Annotated in this window: 13 protein-coding genes; 7 read left to right on the top strand and 6 right to left on the bottom strand. The window is 71.0% G+C overall.

All coding sequences use genetic code 11. The features are described from left to right. Positions 1-72: 72 nt before the first annotated feature. From ACIBL4_RS05225 to ACIBL4_RS05210, 4 genes are all read right to left on the bottom strand, one after another. A complete protein-coding gene (locus tag ACIBL4_RS05225) occupies positions 73-3900 on the bottom strand; it encodes a multifunctional oxoglutarate decarboxylase/oxoglutarate dehydrogenase thiamine pyrophosphate-binding subunit/dihydrolipoyllysine-residue succinyltransferase subunit (protein ID WP_399406690.1) in 3828 nt (1275 codons plus the stop codon). Between the two features lie 281 nt (positions 3901-4181). Further along, positions 4182-5294 (bottom strand): HAMP domain-containing sensor histidine kinase, encoded by a 1113-nt coding sequence (locus ACIBL4_RS05220; RefSeq protein ID WP_306963699.1) that lies wholly within the window; start codon positions 5292-5294, stop codon positions 4182-4184. After that, on the bottom strand, positions 5291-6031 hold the full coding sequence (locus ACIBL4_RS05215) for a response regulator transcription factor (RefSeq protein ID WP_003992913.1): 741 nt from the start codon (positions 6029-6031) through the stop codon (positions 5291-5293). The genes ACIBL4_RS05220 and ACIBL4_RS05215 overlap by 4 nt, the downstream gene beginning before the upstream one ends. A gap of 124 nt (positions 6032-6155) precedes the next feature. Further along, positions 6156-6833, bottom strand: a complete 678-nt coding sequence (locus ACIBL4_RS05210; protein WP_399406687.1) for a spermidine synthase — start codon at positions 6831-6833, stop codon at positions 6156-6158. Positions 6834-7004: 171 nt separating this feature from the next. On the opposite strand from ACIBL4_RS05210, the gene ACIBL4_RS05205 reads away from it, so the two are divergent. Then, positions 7005-7862 carry a rhomboid-like protein gene (locus tag ACIBL4_RS05205; RefSeq protein ID WP_399406685.1) on the top strand — a complete coding sequence of 286 codons (858 nt, stop codon included), beginning with the start codon at positions 7005-7007 and terminating at the stop codon, positions 7860-7862. On the opposite strand, the gene ACIBL4_RS05200 is transcribed toward ACIBL4_RS05205, so the two are convergent. Next, the gene (locus ACIBL4_RS05200; protein WP_399406683.1) at positions 7831-8478 is read right to left on the bottom strand and encodes a GNAT family N-acetyltransferase; all 648 of its coding nucleotides are present in this window, start codon (positions 8476-8478) and stop codon (positions 7831-7833) included. The genes ACIBL4_RS05205 and ACIBL4_RS05200 overlap by 32 nt on opposite strands. Positions 8479-8653: 175 nt before the next feature. On the opposite strand from ACIBL4_RS05200, the gene lon reads away from it, so the two are divergent. Both lon and ACIBL4_RS05190 read left to right on the top strand, forming a co-directional pair. Continuing rightward, complete coding sequence (lon, locus tag ACIBL4_RS05195; protein ID WP_399406681.1) at positions 8654-11068, top strand: endopeptidase La; 2415 nt, start codon at positions 8654-8656, stop codon at positions 11066-11068. A 174-nt stretch (positions 11069-11242) separates the two neighbouring features. Continuing rightward, entirely contained in the window at positions 11243-11734 is a 492-nt protein-coding gene (locus ACIBL4_RS05190; RefSeq protein ID WP_399408078.1) for a MarR family winged helix-turn-helix transcriptional regulator, read from the top strand. A gap of 32 nt (positions 11735-11766) precedes the next feature. Here ACIBL4_RS05190 and ACIBL4_RS05185 read toward each other — a convergent pair whose 3' ends face one another. Continuing rightward, positions 11767-12552: a protein phosphatase 2C domain-containing protein gene (locus tag ACIBL4_RS05185; RefSeq protein WP_399406679.1), complete on the bottom strand. Its 786-nt coding sequence runs from the start codon at positions 12550-12552 to the stop codon at positions 11767-11769. A gap of 374 nt (positions 12553-12926) precedes the next feature. On the opposite strand from ACIBL4_RS05185, the gene ACIBL4_RS05180 reads away from it, so the two are divergent. Genes ACIBL4_RS05180 through ACIBL4_RS05165 form a run of 4 tightly spaced genes read left to right on the top strand, consistent with a single transcriptional unit; the run spans position 12927 to position 17308 of the window. Beyond that, the gene (locus ACIBL4_RS05180) at positions 12927-15740 is read left to right on the top strand and encodes a nitrate- and nitrite sensing domain-containing protein (RefSeq protein WP_399406677.1); all 2814 of its coding nucleotides are present in this window, start codon (positions 12927-12929) and stop codon (positions 15738-15740) included. Then, positions 15737-16261: a roadblock/LC7 domain-containing protein gene (locus ACIBL4_RS05175; protein WP_356924592.1), complete on the top strand. Its 525-nt coding sequence runs from the start codon at positions 15737-15739 to the stop codon at positions 16259-16261. Before ACIBL4_RS05180 ends, ACIBL4_RS05175 begins: the two co-directional genes overlap by 4 nt. Continuing rightward, positions 16258-16680 carry a DUF742 domain-containing protein gene (locus ACIBL4_RS05170; RefSeq protein ID WP_399406674.1) on the top strand — a complete coding sequence of 141 codons (423 nt, stop codon included), beginning with the start codon at positions 16258-16260 and terminating at the stop codon, positions 16678-16680. The genes ACIBL4_RS05175 and ACIBL4_RS05170 overlap by 4 nt, the downstream gene beginning before the upstream one ends. After that, entirely contained in the window at positions 16661-17308 is a 648-nt protein-coding gene (locus ACIBL4_RS05165) for an ATP/GTP-binding protein (RefSeq protein WP_356924590.1), read from the top strand. The genes ACIBL4_RS05170 and ACIBL4_RS05165 overlap by 20 nt, the downstream gene beginning before the upstream one ends. Positions 17309-17312 lie beyond the last annotated feature (4 nt).

The following is a 17312-nucleotide window of genomic DNA, read 5'->3' as shown; positions in this document are numbered from 1 at the left end:
AGAACGACCGGGGCCCCGGCCCGAGCCATGAGGCTCGGGCCGGGGCCCCGGGAGCGAACGGTGTTCAGCGGCTCACGCGTCGAACACCTCACGCACCAGCTGCTCCTGCTCGGCCTGGTGCCGCTTCGCGGAACCGACCGCCGGGGACGAGCTGTGCGGGCGCGAGATGCGGCGCAGGCGCTCGCCGTGCGGGACGTCCGCGCCGACCGCCAGGTCCAGGTGGTCGATCAGGTTGAGCGCGATGAACGGCCAGGCACCCTGGTTCGCCGGCTCCTCCTGGGCCCACAGGTACTTCTCGGCGTTCGGGTACTTCTTGATCTGCGCCTGGAGCTCGGCACCCGGCAGCGGGTACAGGCGCTCGATGCGGATGATCGCCGTGTCCGTGACGCCGCGCTTCTGACGCTCGGCCTCCAGGTCGTAGTAGACCTTGCCGGCGCAGAAGACGACCTTCTTGACCGCGGCCGCGTCCACCGTCGGGTCGCCGATGACCGGCTGGAACTGGCCGGTCGTGAACTCCTCCGCCTTCGAGGCCGCCGCCTTCAGGCGCAGCATCGACTTCGGCGTGAAGACCACCAGCGGCTTGTGGTGCGGGTTGTGCACCTGCCACCGCAGGAGGTGGAAGTAGTTCGACGGCGACGTCGGCATGGCGACCGTCATGTTGTTCTGGGCGCACATCTGGAGGAAGCGCTCCGGGCGGGCCGAGGAGTGGTCCGGGCCCTGGCCCTCGTAGCCGTGCGGGAGGAGCAGGACGACGCCCGAGGTCTGGGCCCACTTCTGCTCGGCCGAGGAGATGAACTCGTCCACGACCGTCTGCGCGCCGTTGACGAAGTCGCCGAACTGCGCCTCCCACATCACGAGCGCCTCGGGGCGGGCCAGCGAGTAGCCGTACTCGAAGCCCATCGCCGCGTACTCGGAGAGGAGGGAGTTGTAGACGTTCAGACGCGCCTGGTCCTCGGAGAGGTACTGCAGCGGCGTGTACTCGTCGCCCGTGCTGCGGTCGATGATGACCGCGTGGCGCTGGCCGAAGGTACCGCGCTGCGAGTCCTGGCCGGCCAGGCGGACCGGGACGCCCTCCAGGAGGAGGGAGCCGACCGCGAGGGTCTCGCCCATGCCCCAGTCGATCGTGCCGTCCTCGACCATCGCCGCCCGGCGCTGCAGCTGCGGCAGCAGACGCGGGTGGACGGTGATGTGGTCGGGGATGTTGACCTGGGACTCGGCGATCCGCTTGACGACCTCCGTGGTCACCGCGGTGTTCACGGCGACCGGGAACTCGGCCTGCGGGTCGGAGGTCTCCACGATCGTCGGCTGCGAGGTGGCCTCGCGGACCTCCGTGAAGACCTTCTCCAGCTGGCCCTGGTAGTCCTGCAGCGCCTGCTCGGCCTCTTCCAGGGTGATGTCGCCGCGACCGATGAGGGACTCGGTGTAGAGCTTGCGCACCGAGCGCTTCTTGTCGATCAGGTCGTACATCAGCGGCTGGGTGAAGGCCGGATTGTCCGACTCGTTGTGACCGCGACGGCGGTAGCAGATGAGGTCGATCACCACGTCCTTGTTGAACGCCTGGCGGAACTCGAAGGCCAGACGGGCGACGCGGACCACGGCCTCCGGGTCGTCGCCGTTCACGTGGAAGATCGGGGCCTCGATCATCCTCGCCACGTCCGTCGCGTACATCGACGAGCGCGAGGACTCGGGGGCCGCGGTGAAGCCGACCTGGTTGTTGATGACGATGTGGACCGTGCCGCCGGTGCGGTAGCCGCGCAGCTGCGACATGTTCAGGGTCTCGGCCACCACGCCCTGGCCCGCGAAGGCCGCGTCGCCGTGGATCGCCACCGGCAGGACCGTGAAGTCCGTGCCGCCCTTGCCGATGATGTCCTGCTTGGCGCGGGAGACGCCCTCCAGGACGGGGTCGACGGCTTCGAGGTGCGACGGGTTCGCGACCAGGGAGACCTTGATCTGCTCGCCGTCGAGGCCCGTGAAGGTGCCCTCGGCGCCCAGGTGGTACTTCACGTCGCCGGAGCCGTGCATCGACTTCGGGTCGAGGTTGCCCTCGAACTCGCGGAAGATCTGCGCGTACGACTTGCCGACGATGTTGGCGAGGACGTTCAGCCGGCCGCGGTGGGCCATGCCGATGACGACCTCGTCCAGGCGGGACTCGGCGGCCGAGTCCAGGACCGCGTCCAGCAGCGGGATGACGGACTCGCCGCCCTCCAGGCTGAAGCGCTTCTGGCCGACGTACTTGGTCTGCAGGAAGGTCTCGAAGGCCTCGGCCGCGTTCAGACGGCGCAGGATGCGCAGCTGCTCCTCGCGCTCCGGCTTGGAGTGCGGGCGCTCCACCCGGTCCTGGATCCACTTGCGCTGCTTGGGGTCCTGGATGTGCATGAACTCGATGCCGGTGGTGCGGCAGTACGAGTCGCGCAGCACGCCGAGGATGTCGCGCAGCTTCATCATCGACTTGCCGGCGAAACCGCCGACGGCGAACTCGCGCTCCAGGTCCCACAGGGTGAGGCCGTGCTCGGTGATGTCCAGGTCGGGGTGCTTGCGCTGCTGGTACTCCAGCGGGTCGGTGTCGGCCATGACATGGCCGCGGACCCGGTAGGAGTGGATCAGCTCGAAGACGCGGGCGGCCTTCGTGACGTCGTCGTCGTGGCTGGCGTCGATGTCCTTGAGCCAGCGGACCGGCTCGTAGGGGATGCGCAGCGCCTCGAAGATGTCGTCGTAGAAGCCGTTCTCGCCGAGCAGCAGGTTCGCGACCTGGCGCAGGAACTCGCCGGAGGCGGCGCCCTGGATCACCCGGTGGTCGTAGGTCGACGTGAGCGTCATGACCTTCGAGATGCCGAGCTTGTTCAGGGTGTCCTGGGAGGTGCCCTGGAACTCCGCCGGGTAGTCCATGGAGCCGACGCCCATGATCACCGACTGGCCGGGCATCAGACGCGGCACGGAGTGCACGGTGCCGAGACCGCCGGGGTTGGTCAGGGAGACCGTGACCCCGGAGAAGTCGTCCATCGTCAGCTTGCCGTCGCGGGCGCGGCGGACGATGTCCTCGTAGGCCTGCCAGAACTCGAAGAAGTTCAGCGTCTCGGCCTTCTTGATCGCCGCGACGACCAGCTGGCGGTCGCCGTTCGGCTTGACCAGGTCGATGGCGAGACCGAGGTTGACGTGCTCCGGCTTGACCAGGGTCGGCTTGCCGTCCACCTTCGCGAACGAGTAGTTCATCGCCGGCATGGCCTTGATCGCCTGGACCATGGCGTAGCCGATGAGGTGCGTGAAGGAGATCTTCCCGCCGCGCGCCCGCTTGAGGTGGTTGTTGATGACGATGCGGTTGTCGAAGAGCAGCTTCACCGGGACCGCGCGCACGGACGTGGCCGTGGGCAGCTCCAGGGAGGCGTCCATGTTCTTCGCGACCGCGGCGGCGGGGCCGCGCAGCACGACCTGCTCGGGACCCGAGGGGGCCTCACCGGCGGGCTCGGCCTTCGGCTTCGCGGCGGCGGGCTTGGCGGCCGGGGCGGCCTTCGCCTGAGCCGGTGCCTGCGCGGGAGCCTGAGCCGGTGCCTGCGCGGCGGGCTTGGCCTGGGCGGGAGCCGGCGCGGCTGCCGCGGGCTTCGGGGCCGCCGGGGCGGGGGCCGCAGCCTGGGCCGGGGAGGCCTGGGCTGCTGGCTGAGCGGTGGTGGTCCCCGCGGCCCCCGCGGCCGCGGTACCCGCCGGAGCCGAGACGGCAGCGGCGCCCGGCTTGTAGTCGGCGAAGAAGTCCCACCAGGCTCGGTCTACGGAATTCGGGTCCTGGAGGTACTGCTGATAGATCTCGTCGACGAGCCACTCGTTGGCACCGAACGACGCGGCAGGGTTCTTCCCCGCTTGGTCGGTGTCGGTCGAGATGCTCGAGTTACTGGGGGACTGTGGCGACACGGCGGCAACCGCCCTCTTCCGCTTCACAAGATGATGGACAGCGGGAATCAAGGCTACGCCCCCGGGGCCGGGTAGGTCAGGTCGGGCCCGTTCAACGTCGTGCAAGTCACATCTTGAAGTGTGTTTCGGGGCTTGAAATGGCGGGAAACAAGCGTGGTTCCGCTTAAAGAGGGAAGGGCGGGGCAGGGCCTCACGCGCCGACGGCGCGGGCCTGTGCCTGATCACACGTGTCCGTCAGTGCGGACGCCCGTGGATCTTGTGGCTCCGCTTCGAACTTTACGTCAACTTGGCACAGATGGAAGTCCCGGAAGAGTGACAAGAATCCGGCAACCCCGCTCGGATTCGGCCACTCCGATCCGCCCGCCGTGCAGATCCACCGCCCAGCGCGCGATGGCCAGGCCGAGACCCGTACCGCCGTCGCTCCCCGGCCCCTGCGGCCGCTTGACGTTGCCGCGGTTGAACCGCTCGAAGACGCGGTGCCACTCGGACTTCGGAATGCCGGGGCCCTCGTCCAGAACCTCCAGCTCCAGCGACTCCGGCAGCGCGCCGCGCCGCGCCTTGACCGTCACACGGCCGTGCGGCGGGCTGTGCTTGACCGCGTTGTCGATGAGGTTGGCCACGACCTGGTGGATGCGCTCCGGGTCGGCGTGCGCGGTCAACTCCGGTGGGTGCACGTCGAGGTGCAGATGGACGTCCGTGCGGGTGTGACTGCCCGAGCCGGTGGCGATGCCCGCGCGCACGGAGGCGACCATGTTGGCCTCCTTCAGCACGCCGGACAGGTACGGCCACACCTCGAACCGCCGCTGTTTCAGCGGTACGACGCCGTTGTCCAGCCGGGACAGGTCCAGCAGCGTCTCCACCAGCCGGCCGAGCCGCTCGGTCTGCTTCAGCGCCGTGCGCATCGTCTCCGGGTCGGCCTGCGTGACGCCGTCGACGATGTTCTCCAGCACCGCGCGCAGGCCCGCGATGGGCGTGCGCAACTCGTGCGAGACGTTCGCCACCAGTTCCTTGCGCTGGCTGTCCTGTGCCTCCAGCTCGTCGGCCATGGCGTTGATCGTCACGGCCAGATCGCCCAGCTCGTCACGGCGGTTCTCCCGCGTCCGGCGGGTGTAGTCGCCCTGCGAGATGGAACGGGCCACGGCCGTCATCTCGTCCAGCGGTGCGGTGAGCGAATGGGCCACGAACTGCGTAATGAGCAGTGTGGCGATCATCGAGAAGACCGTGATGAAGCGCAGCTCCGTCTTCGTGTGCACCGCGATCACCGACAGGCCCGTGGTGATCAGCACCGAGATGACGACCAGCGCGCCCAGCTTGGTCTTGATCGAGAACGGGCTCACCCCGCCCCAGGGTTCCGGCTCCCGGGGGTTTCTCCGTGCGGCCGGCCCGCCGCTCATGGCGTCGGGGTCTCCAGGGCGTAGCCGACGCCGTGCACTGTACGGATCCGCTCGGCGCCGATCTTCCGGCGCAGCGCCTTGATGTGGCTGTCGACCGTGCGGGTGCCGGAGGCGTCCGCCCAGTCCCAGACCTCGGCGAGCAGCTGCTCGCGGGAGAGCACCGCGCGCGGGGTGTTCGCCAGGCACACCAGGAGATCGAACTCGGTGGGCGTGAGGTGAACATCCTCACTGCGCACCCGGACCCGGCGCTGCGCGTGGTCGATCTCCAGCTCGCCGAGGCGCAGGATGCCGCTGCGCGGCGTCGCGGCGGCCAGGGCGGCCCGCTCCACGCGGCGCAGCAGCACGTGCACGCGCGCCGCCAGCTCCCGCATCGAGAACGGCTTCGTCATGTAGTCGTCGGCGCCGACGCCGAGCCCGACCAGCATGTCGGTCTCGTCGTCGCGCGCGGTGAGCATCATCACCGGCACCGGCCGGGCGGCCTGCACACGGCGGCAGACCTCCAGACCGTCGAAACCGGGCAGCATGATGTCGAGGATCAGCAGGTCGGGCTGCCAGGCCTCGGCCGTGTCGACGGCGGCCGGACCGTCACCCGCTGTTTGCACGAGGAATCCCTCGGCTCGCAGGCGGGTCGCGATGGCGTCCACGATCGTGGCGTCGTCCTCGACGACGAGAACCCGGCGCTGTGCGCCCGGTGTAGCCGTCGCCGAACCGTTGTGGGAGGTGTGTGTCTGCTCCATCGCCCGCCCCTGGGGTGTGCTTTCCGGAATCAGTGGGGTGATTCCTCGGTCTGCGCATGGTTGCGATTGACGCTTGAATGATCGGCGTCAGAGGAGCAGCGTACGGGGAGTCAGCACACCTTTGCTATCCAGGGCTGATGCCGAGGTGTACGACGTCCGGAACGCCCCGGGCAACCGGGATCTCTTCGGTACGCACCTGTTGGAACCCGACATTCCGCAGGGTTTCTTCGAATTCCGGGGAGGGCTGGGCGGACCAGACCGCGAGCACCCCGCCGGGCCTCAACACCCGTACACAGCTTGCCAGTCCGGCCTCTCCGTAGAGAATTTCGTTGCCCTCCGTGACGGTCCAGCCGGGTCCGTTGTCGATGTCGAGGCACAGGGCGTCGTACGTGTCGGATGTCTCATTGACGTAGGCCACGAGATCCGCTTCGACGATTTCCGTGCGGGGGTCGGCGAGGGCCTCGGCGGAGAAGGGGGAGAGCGGGCCGTCGCGATGCCATTCGACAATCGCGCGCTCGCGTTCCACGACCGTGATCCCTCCCCAGCGCGGGTTCGCCGCCGCGTGGGCGAGGGAGAAGCCGACGCCGAGGCCGCCGATCAGCACCTCCGGGCGGTCCCGGCCGGTCAGGGCGTCCAGGGCCGCGTCGACCAGCCGCCGTTCCGAGCGGCCGTCGGAGGTGTCCATCAGGAAGCAGCCGTTCGCGATGATCTCCAGCCGGCCGCCGTGCCGTCGCAGCACGACCTCGCCGTGCGGACCCTCGCGACGGTCCAGCACGAGGGGGGTGTCGTTCGAGGTGGGCATCCCAGCATCCTGGCAGGTGAGGGGCGTCCGGCGCCAAGCATTACGGACGGGCCGGCAGGGGACGCCGTGCGCTGCTGTCAGGTTGCTGTGAATCGGGTCTCGCGTGGCGCCCGTCACAGACAGGGAGCGAAGGTGCGCGAAGTGTGGGACATGACGGAAGGAGTGCCCGCCGTGGACCGCACCACGCCGGCCGACGAGACGGCCACGCCGACGCCTTCGGACGCGCCCGTTCCCGACGTGCCGGCCCTGCTGGACGGGGTGCCGCGGCAGCGGGCCGGCGGCCGGGTGCCGTGCGGAAGCGCGGGCCCGGACGTGCGGGAGCCCACCGCGGTGGAGAAACCACCCCGGCCCCGGCTCCGGATACCGCGGCTGTGGCGGCTGCTCCCCACTCCCACGGGCACGCCGTTCACGTTCGGGTACGGGGTCGTCCTCTGCCTGACCTCGCTGTTCTCCGCGTACGCGGACCCCGCCCTGGTGCACGCCCTGCTCCAGGGCTCCAGTACGGATGTGGCGCACCTGGTGCGGACGCCGGAACTGGTGCTGGTCGGCAGCGCGCTGTGGCTCGCGGGCGGGGTGGCCTCGCCGTTCGCGATCGGGTTCGTGCTCGTGCTGACCGCGCTGGAACGGCGGATCGGCGGCCTGCGCACGGCCGCTGTCTTCCTGCTCGGGCACGTCCTCGCGACCCTGGCGACCGAGGTCCCGGTCGGGCTCGCCGTGCTGGCCGGGCAGCTCCCCGAGAGCTCGCTGCACCGCCTCGACTACGGCGTCAGCTTCGGCGTCGCCGCCGGCACCGGCGCCCTGGCCGGACTGCTGCCGCTCTGGCTGCGCGTGCCTCTGCTGGCCGGCTTCGGCGGGATGCTGCTCCAGGACCTGCTCGCCCTCACCGACCCGTTGACGAACTGGGGGCATCTGATCGCCCTGGCCATCGGCATCGCGACCTGGCCGGTGCTCCGGCGGTGGCGGGGGAGGCGTGCCCACTCCGAGAAGGCAAAGCCGTTCAGGTCCGCGGGCAGTGCTTCGCGCTGGTGAGCACGGCCGCCACCTCCCATCCCAGCGCCTCGTACAGCCCTCGCCCCGCGGGCGTACCGGCGAGCACACCGGTGTGCGCCCCCTGCCGAACGGCCGCGCTCTGCAACGTCCGCATGACGAGGCTGCCGAGTCCCTTGCGGCGATGCTCCGGCGCCGTCTCGATCTGGTCGGCGACGGCTGTGACGCCGGTCGGGGCGATCTGCCCGCGCGCCGCCAGTGAACCGTCCGGCGCGGCCACCATCACGCGCGTCACTCCGCCGCGCGACCAGCTGCGCAGCCGGTAGCCGTCGGGCACGTCCGGAACGTCCGCCGAGGTCAGCGGGACGGTCATCAGGTAGCCGGGCTCGGGGTCGATCCACCAGCTGTCGTCCAGCCAGCCGGCGACCACGGACGGGTCCCGGAAGGCCTTCAGCCAGACCCCGGCTCCGGTCACCGCGCCGGCCACCTTGCGGACAGCCGTCTCGTCGAGGTCGTCGCCGGTCGCGCCGAACACATGCCGGGTGACGTGTCCGTTCGTCCCCACGTCGATCGTGCAGCCCCACGGCTCGGTCACGGGCGGGGCGGCCCCGCGCGACACGATCCACCCGTCCACCCACGCCTGCACGGTCCTGTCCACGCCACCCCTAGGTAATAGGCGATCGCCGTATTGGTCTGTTACGTCGCCGACTCTACGGCCCCGATCGCCCCTGGCGTCACGGTCGATCGCTCACAGCGAACGGCGGGTGGGGAACATCCGGCGGCTCCCGAGCATTGAGTCGGCATAGCTCAACTTGACTGCCGAAGGGGAGATCATGGCTTCGACGTCCACACCGCTCACCCTGCCCGTGCTGCCGCTCGACGACGAGGTCGTCCTGCCCGGGATGGTGGTCCCGCTGGACCTGAGCGACTCCGAGGTCCGTGCCGCGGTGGAGGCCGCCCAGGCCGCCGCTCGGACAACACCCGGAAAGCCCCGGGTACTCCTGGTGCCGCGCATCGACGGCACCTACGCCGGCACCGGTGTCCTCGGCACCGTCGAGCAGGTGGGCCGGCTGGCCGACGGCGATCCGGGCGCGCTGATCCGCGGCCGGGGCCGGGTGAAGATCGGTGCGGGGACCACGGGTCCCGGCGCGGCCCTCTGGGTCGAGGGCACCAGCGTCGACGAATCCGTCCCGGAGCCGCTGCCCGGGCAGGTCACCGAACTGGTCAAGGAGTACAAGGCCCTCGCCACCGCCTGGCTGCGCAAGCGCGGCGCCTGGCAGGTCGTCGACCGGGTGCAGGCCATCGACGACGTCTCGGCGCTCGCCGACAACTCCGGCTACTCGCCGTTCCTGACCACCGACCAGAAGGTCGAGCTGCTGGAGACCGCCGACCCGGTGGCCCGGCTGAAGCTCGCCACCCAGCAGCTGCGCGACCACCTCGCCGAGCAGGACGTGGCCGAGTCCATCGCCAAGGACGTCCAGGAGGGCGTCGACAAGCAGCAGCGCGAGTTCCTGCTGCGGCGCCAGCTCGAAGCGGTCCGCAAGGAGCTGCGCGAGCTGAACGGCGAGCAGGAGGGCGAGGAGTCCGACGACTACCGCTCCCGGGTGGAGGCCGCCGACCTGCCCGAGAAGGTCCGGGAGGCCGCGCTCAAGGAGGTCGACAAGCTGGAGCGGTCCTCCGACCAGTCGCCCGAGGGCTCCTGGATCCGCACCTGGCTCGACACGGTCCTGGAGATGCCGTGGAACGAGCGCACCGAGGACGCCTACGACATCCAGGGCGCCCAGACCGTCCTCGACGCCGAGCACTCCGGTCTGCAGGACGTGAAGGAGCGGATCACCGAGTACCTGGCGGTGCGCAAGCGGCGTACCGAGCGGGGACTGGGCGTGGTCGGCGGGCGGCGCGGCGGTGCCGTACTCGCGCTCGTGGGGCCGCCCGGCGTCGGCAAGACCAGCCTGGGCGAGTCCGTCGCCCACGCGATGGGGCGCAAGTTCGTCCGCGTCGCCCTCGGCGGTGTGCGCGACGAGGCCGAGATCCGCGGTCACCGCCGTACGTACGTCGGTGCCCTGCCCGGCCGGATCGTCCGCGCCATCAAGGAGGCCGGGTCGATGAACCCGGTCGTGCTGCTCGACGAGATCGACAAGGTGGGCTCGGACTTCCGGGGCGACCCGGCCGCGGCCCTGCTCGAAGTGCTCGACCCGGCACAGAACCACACCTTCCGGGACCACTACCTGGAGGTCGAGCTGGACCTGTCGGACGTGGTCTTCCTCGCGACCGCCAACGTCCTGGAGGCGATCCCGGAGGCGCTGGCCGACCGGATGGAGATCGTCCGCCTGGACGGCTACACCGAGGACGAGAAGGTCGTCATCGCCCGCGACCACCTGCTCCCGCGCCAGCTGGAGCGGGCCGGGCTCGACAAGGACGAGGTGGCCATCGACGAGGGCGCGCTGCGCAAGCTCGCCGGCGAGTACACGCGCGAGGCGGGCGTGCGCAACCTGGAGCGGTCGATCGCACGGCTGCTGCGCAAGGTCGCGGCCCAGCACGAACTGGGTGAGCGGGAGCTGCCGTTCACCGTCCGGGACGAGGACCTGCGCTCGCTGATCGGGCGGCCGCACCATGTGCCCGAGTCCGCCCAGGACCCGGCCGAGCGCCGGACGTCCGTGCCGGGCGTGGCGACGGGCCTGGCGGTGACGGGCGCAGGCGGTGACGTGCTGTACGTCGAGGCGTCGCTGGCCGACCCGGAGACGGGCGCGGCCGGGCTGACCCTCACCGGTCAGCTGGGGGACGTGATGAAGGAGTCCGCGCAGATCGCGCTGAGCTTCCTGCGCTCCCGCGGTGCCGAGCTGGAACTGCCGGTGGGCGATCTGAAGGACCGGGGCGTGCACATCCACTTCCCGGCGGGCGCGGTCCCCAAGGACGGCCCCAGCGCCGGCGTCACGATGACCACGGCCCTCGCCTCGCTCCTGTCCGGCCGACTGGTCCGCACGGACGTGGCGATGACCGGCGAGGTCTCGCTGACCGGCCGGGTCCTGCCGATCGGCGGCGTGAAGCAGAAGCTGCTGGCCGCCCACCGCGCCGGGGTCACCACCGTGATCATCCCCAAGCGCAACGAACCCGACCTGGACGACGTCCCGGCGGAGGTGCTGGACAAGCTCGACGTCCACACCGTCACCGACGTCCGCCAGGTCTTGGAGCTGGCGCTCGCGCCCGCCACGGCGGATGCGGCGCCGGAGGTTCCGGTGGCCGCGTGACGGAGGTCATCGGATGAGGGAAGGCCCGGGTCCCGTGAGGGAGGCCCGGGCCTTCACCCTGGGGCGGCCCTGTGGACGCACACCCCGTGACCTGCGGAATACTTGCCGAACTGCGGCGACGGCCGCGGAGGGCGGAAAATGCAGGTAGCGGGCGACGACCGAGGCGGGGCTCACGTGCACGAGGACGGCAACGACGACGGACACCGGGACCCCTCCCTGGCCGGAACCGGTGTGGATCAGACTGCCTTTCTGGCGCTGGAGCGGGAGCTGACCGTGCTGCTGCGGCGGGCCCGGGCCAGCCAGGGCGAGATGGCCCGCGAGGTCCACCCCGACCTGGAGTCGTCCGCGTACGGCCTGCTCGTGCGGCTGGACGAGTGCGGCAAGCAGCGGGCCACCGAGCTCGCCGCCTACATCGGCGTCGGCAAGGCCACGATGTCCCGCCAGCTGCGCGCCCTGGAGGACCTGGGCCTGATCGCCCGCGAGCCGGACCCCGCCGACGGACGCGCCTGGCTGGTCGCCCTCACGCAGGAGGGCCAGGACCGGGTCCGCCGGGTGCGCGAGGCCCGCCGCGCCCGTTACGCCGGCCGCCTGGCCGACTGGGACACCCACGAGGTCACGGAACTGGCCCGGCTGCTGCACCAGCTCAACCGGGGCATGGAGAAGTAGGGGAGAAGTAGCACGCACCCGCTCCAGGGTGTCTAGAACTCGGCGTACACGACCGTCGCGTCGTCGTGCGCCTTGCCCCGGCCCAGGAGCGACCTGGCCGAATCCGCCCGCTCCAGCATCCGCACCCGGTCCACCAGCGCCTGCGGTCCCTCCTTGCGCAGGAGGCGGAAGCACTCCGTCCAGTCGCCCTCCTCGAACCGCTCCACCCAGCGGGCGGCGCCGTCCGTCAGCGCGGCCAGGGCACGCACCTCGCGCCGGGGCAGGGTGCCGGTCACCGCGCGCCGGGCCACCGAGGGATCGGCCGCCGCGGTGAAGAAGCCGCCCTCCCGGTTGCGGAAGGTGGAGTCCACCAGCGCGTCCGTGGCCAGGGCCGAGCGGGGGAGCAGGGCCAGCCGGTCGTCCAGCAAGGGCGTCACCACACCGTCCGGGGACTCCACCAGGAGCGCCGAGTCCGACAGGACCAGGTACTCCACCGCCTCCGGAGACCAGCGGGCCACGGCCACCGTGGCCTGAGGGGTGCGGGGGTGAGAAAGGTCACAGGTTGAGGCGTGTGCCTCGGCGGTACGCGCGATGGCGCGGGACAAGACGTCGACCAGAGGAACATCCGGGAGTGAAACGGTCAGTTCGGTCAGGGCTCCGCCGAGGCGCGCGGTGAACCAGGGGACGGAATGCAGACAACCCGTCCCGCCCTTCGGTGGTGTGACACCGTCCAGGACGACGACCGAACCGCCCTGTCCGGAGGCCGGTAGTCCGACACTGGCGAAGTCCTCGTTGGGGCGGTCCGCGTCTCCCGGTTCCGAGGCGAGTTCAGTACGCATCCAGCCAGTCTGCACGAGCCCTTCACAAGGTCCGCAAAACGCTGGCAATGATTGCCGTACCGGTGCGGTCATGCAGGTCAGGCGCCCCGTTTGGGCTGGAATGATTTGTTCCGGGAAGGCGTGGTGGCGAATACTGCCACCGCCCGCGCACGGCGTCCAACCGGCCTGCCGCGCAGGGCCGCTGCAAGGGCCAGCGGAACTTGCCCCCCAACTCCCCTCCGGGGTTCACTCCTTCGGGTGGCGGGTCAGGTGATGCACGTGCGCTGCCCACCGGCGCTGGGAGGGTCGGGAAGTGTACCTGGAGTACGCACCAGTTGACGGAGCGTCATCCGGGCCCATGAGTTCACGAGTCAGGAATGCGAGCACCGGTGCAGATGTCGCGGCCTCGTCGCACAGGCAAGCAGACGGCCCCCGTTCAGGGCGCTGACCCGACGCCCCCCACCGGCAAGGGCCGCCCCACCCACGTACGCAACCGGCTCATCGTCGCCGTGGCCGTGGTCGCCGCGGCCATCGCCGGTGCGGGCACCCCGTCCGTCCTCGCCGCCTCCGGGCAACTCCACGACTCGCAGGAGCTCGTGACGCTCGCCGAGCAGACGCAGGACGCCCTCGCCCTCGCGCACTCCCTCGCCGACGAGCGCGACGACGTCACCTCCTACATCGCGGCCGGCCGCCCCAAGTCCAAGGCGCCCTCCGAGCAGCGCAGCGCCCGCGTGGACCGGCAGGTCGAGGAGCTGAGCGCCGACACCGACACACCCGCCTCGCTCCGCTCCGACCTCGACGACATCGCGGCCGTACGCCGGGCGGCGCTCACCGGCAAGAGCAGCGCCCTCGAAGCACACCAGGCGTACTCCGCCGCCATCACCGAACTCCACCGGCTCGCCGAGCAGCTGGCGCAGCAGACGCCGCCGCGTGCGGGCTCCGGCGGACAGGCCCTGGCCGAGCTGGACTCCGCCGTGCAGCAGGCCGCCGCGGCCCGGGGGCTGCTGCTCGCCGCCCTCAGCGTGCCGCGCGGCACCGAGACGGTCATCGACCCGGTCACCGGCCTGCCGACCGAGACCTCCTCGGACGCCGACACCCGGCAGCGCGACGCCCTGAGCGCCGCCGCCCAGCAGGCCCGGCTGCGCTCCGACGCGGCCCTGGCCGACTTCCGCGACACCGCGCCCAAGGCGGCCCGCACCTCCTTCGACAACACGGTCACCGGCACCGAGGTCAACTCCGCCGAGAAGTACCTCGCCACGCTCACCGACCAGCCGACCCTCTCCAGCGGCGAACGCTCCACCAACGCCCGGAAGCTGGACACGGCCCTCTCCGCCCGGGTCGACCTGATGCGCGGCGTGGAGTCCGCCCTCTACGACCGCCGCACCAAGGACCTGGAGGCGCTGCGCGACGACGACGTCACCGCGCTGGAGATCCGCATCGCCGTCCTCGGCGCCCTGATGCTGCTCGCCGTCGGCGTCGCCACGGGCATGGCCCGCAGCCTCACCCGCCCCCTCGCGGTCCTGCGCCTGGGCTCGAAGCGGCTGGCCGAGGCGGAGGTCCCGGCGGCCGAGGAACCCGTCAAGTTCACCGGCCGCAACGACGAGTTCGCCCAGGTCGTCCGCTCCGTCAACGCCCTGCACGCGCACACCGTCGCCCTCACCGAGCGGATCTCCACTCTGGAGTCCGACCGCAAGCACCTCGTCGGCCAGCGCCAGAAGATGGCCGACGCGCGCGAGGAACTGCGCGGCGAACTCGCCGAGTCCGCCGCCCAGCTGGAGCGGCTGCGCACGGCCATCGGCGGCACGTTCGTCAACCTCGCGCTGCGCACGCTCGGCCTGGTCGAGCGGCAACTGGCCGTCATCGAGAACCTGGAGGAGCGAGAGCAGGACCCGGACCGCCTCGCCACGCTGTTCAAGCTCGACCACTTCGCCACGGTCATGCGCCGGCACAGCGAGAACCTCCTCGTCCTCGCCGGCACCGAGCACGTCCAGCACGCCGCCGGGCCCGTGCCGCTCGTGGACGTCGTCCGCGCGGCGGTCAGCGAGATCGAGCGGTACGAGCGGGTCCGGATCGCCGCGCTGCCGCCGCACGCGCACATCGCCGGGTTCGCCGCGGACGATCTGTCCCACCTGCTGGCCGAACTCCTGGAGAACGCCACCTCGTTCTCGCCGCCCGACCTGCCCGTCGAGATCTCCGGCTGGCTGCTGGAGAACGGCGAGGTCATGATCTCCGTCCAGGACGAGGGCATCGGCATGGCCGAGGACCGGCTGGAGCGCCTCAACGCCCGCCTCGCCGACTTCGACCCGGAGGCGCCGTACGACCAGGAGGGTGAGGACGGTCTCGGTCTCGGCCTGTACGTCGTGGCCCGTCTCGCCCACCGGCACGGTGTGCGCGTGCAGTTGCGCGAGCAGAAGCAGGGCGGTGTCGCGGCGGTCGTCGTCCTGCCCCGCACCCTGCTGGCGGCGGCACCGGCGGCGGCCGTCCCGGCCTCCGGCCCGCTCTCCGGCACCGGCCACACGGTCGCGTTCCCCGGCGCCGACGCCGAGGCCAACTCCAACGTCCTGCACGGCCGCGCGGGCAACGGGGACCCGCTGGTGGCGCTGGCGGAGAAGGCGGTACGGCGCGAGGAGGCGGCGGAGGAGTCCGCGGAGCACGCGGAGGCTGCCGGGCATCCGGAACCGGCGGAAGCTGCGCAGCCGGCCGCACCCGCGGCAGAGGTGACGGCACCGGCGGAAACCCTTGCCGAGACCACGATGGAGCTGCTGGCCCCGATCCCGCAGGTCGAGCCGGCCCCGGCGGAGCACGAGCCCGCGGCCGCCGACGGTGGGTCCGCCCCACAGGGGCCACCCGCAGGCGACGACGAAACAACCCGCACGGGGGGTGCGGGTGGGAACGACGACGCCGAAGGCGAAGCCGAGGCGGAGGCCGACGTCGAGCACGAACGCGTCACCGACAAGGGCCTCCCCAAGCGCACACCCAAGATCACCACTCCGACCACCGCCCCACGCCAGCGCAGCGGCTCCGTGGACGCCGAAGCCCTCCGCCGCCGCCTCGGCGGCTTCCGGCAGGGCGCCCAGGCCGGCTACCGCGAGGTGGAGGCGGAGATCGCCGAGAAGACGGCCTCGCACAAGCGGCCGGACACCGGCGCAGCAGAACCAGCTGAATCCGAAGAAGCCACGGGGGGCACAGTCGAGGAGGCAAGCAGTTGACCGCTCCCAGTACCTTCGGACTGATCGGACTGAGCAGTGAGGCCCGCAACCTGCACTGGCTGCTGACCAACCTGGTCGAGGAGGTACCCGGCATCCTCTCGGTCGCGGTCGTCTCGTCCGACGGACTGCTCCTGCTGTCCTCCGACGACCACCGGAACCAGCAGGCCCGCCAGGCTCTCCAGGGCCGCGGGGCCAAGAAGACCGGCCCGCGCGGCTCCGCCGCCGACCTGGCCACCATCGTCTCCGGCATCGGCAGCCTCACCGTCGGCGCCGCGAAGCTGATGGACTCCGGCGGGGTCAGGCACACGATGGTCGCGATGGACGAGGGCAGCCTGTTCGTGATGTCCATCAGCGACGGCTCGCTGCTCGGCGTCCACGGCTCCGCGGACTGCGACATGAGCGTGGTCGCGTACCACATGGCCCTGTTCGTGGGCCGCGCCGGTCACGTCCTGACGCCCGAACTCCGCAGCGAACTGCGGAAATCCCTGGAGGATTCCCAGACGACGGGGAGTGCACGATGAGCATTACGCCCAGGCAGCAGCTCCCGGTCCGCGGCGGTGACCGCAAACCCGCCCGGGTCCGCCCCTACTCGCTCACCGGCGGCCGCACCCGCTTCGGCCACGTCCTCCTCGTGGAGACCTTCGTGGCGAGCACCGCCGCGCTGGACGCCCCGGAGGAGCGCAGGGAACTGACGAACGGCAACCTCTCCACCCGCGTCATGCCGGAGCTGCGGGCCATCGTCGAACTGTGCCGCCGGATGCGTACGGTGGCCGAGATCGCCGCGCTGCTGAAGATGCCGCTCGGCGTGGTCCGCGTGCTCCTCAGCGACCTCGCGGACCAGGGAAAGATCCGTGTGTACGGGACGGGCACCGGCCATGGCACGGGCCGCCCGGACCGAGCTCTGCTGGAAAGGGTGCTGAGTGGACTCCGTCGTCTCTGACGCCGCTCACGGCGTCGCTGGTACATCCCCGTTCGCCCAGCCCGGCGAGAGCATGCACGCCTGGGAGACGGACCGCACCCGCGCCCCCATCGCCACGAAGATCGTGGTGGCGGGCGGCTTCGGCGTGGGCAAGACCACGCTGGTCACCGCCGTCTCGGAGATCACGCCCCTGCAGACCGAGGCGCTGATGACCGAGGCGAGCGAGGCCACCGACGACCTCACCGCCACGCCGGGCAAGACCACCACCACCGTCGCCATGGACTTCGGGCGCATCACGCTCGACGACGACCTGGTGCTCTACCTGTTCGGCACGCCGGGCCAGCAGCGGTTCTGGTTCATGTGGGACGACATCGTGCGCGGCGCGATCGGCGCCGTCGTCATGGCCGACACCCGCCGTCTGAAGGACTGCTTCCCGGTCCTGGACTACTTCGAGAGCTCCGGACTGCCGTACGTGGTCGCGGTCAACCACTTCGACGGCAGCGAGCTGTTCGAGCCGGAGGACGTGCGGGAGGCCTTGACCATCCCGCAACACATACCTGTCATGATCATGGACGCGCGTCGCCGGATCTCCGTGATCGAGACCCTCCTGGCCCTGGTGGGCCACGCGCTCGACGAAACCCCCGAGTAGAGGA

This window comes from Streptomyces sp. NPDC050416, assembly GCF_044458845.1.
Taxonomy (GTDB): Bacteria; Actinomycetota; Actinomycetes; order Streptomycetales; family Streptomycetaceae; genus Streptomyces.
Note: the sequence above shows the minus strand (reverse complement) of the source record. Positions and strands in the feature narration are given on the sequence as shown.

Coding starts and splice junctions, on each gene's coding strand:
- lon (WP_399406681.1), top strand. CDS start 8,654: ATGGCTTCGACGTCCACACCGCTCACCCTGCCCGTGCTGCCGCTCGAC.
- ACIBL4_RS05180 (WP_399406677.1), top strand. CDS start 12,927: ATGTCGCGGCCTCGTCGCACAGGCAAGCAGACGGCCCCCGTTCAGGGC.
- ACIBL4_RS05210 (WP_399406687.1), bottom strand. CDS start 6,833: ATGCCCACCTCGAACGACACCCCCCTCGTGCTGGACCGTCGCGAGGGT.
- ACIBL4_RS05170 (WP_399406674.1), top strand. CDS start 16,258: ATGAGCATTACGCCCAGGCAGCAGCTCCCGGTCCGCGGCGGTGACCGC.
- ACIBL4_RS05220 (WP_306963699.1), bottom strand. CDS start 5,294: ATGAGCGGCGGGCCGGCCGCACGGAGAAACCCCCGGGAGCCGGAACCC.
- ACIBL4_RS05185 (WP_399406679.1), bottom strand. CDS start 12,552: ATGCGTACTGAACTCGCCTCGGAACCGGGAGACGCGGACCGCCCCAAC.
- ACIBL4_RS05215 (WP_003992913.1), bottom strand. CDS start 6,031: ATGGAGCAGACACACACCTCCCACAACGGTTCGGCGACGGCTACACCG.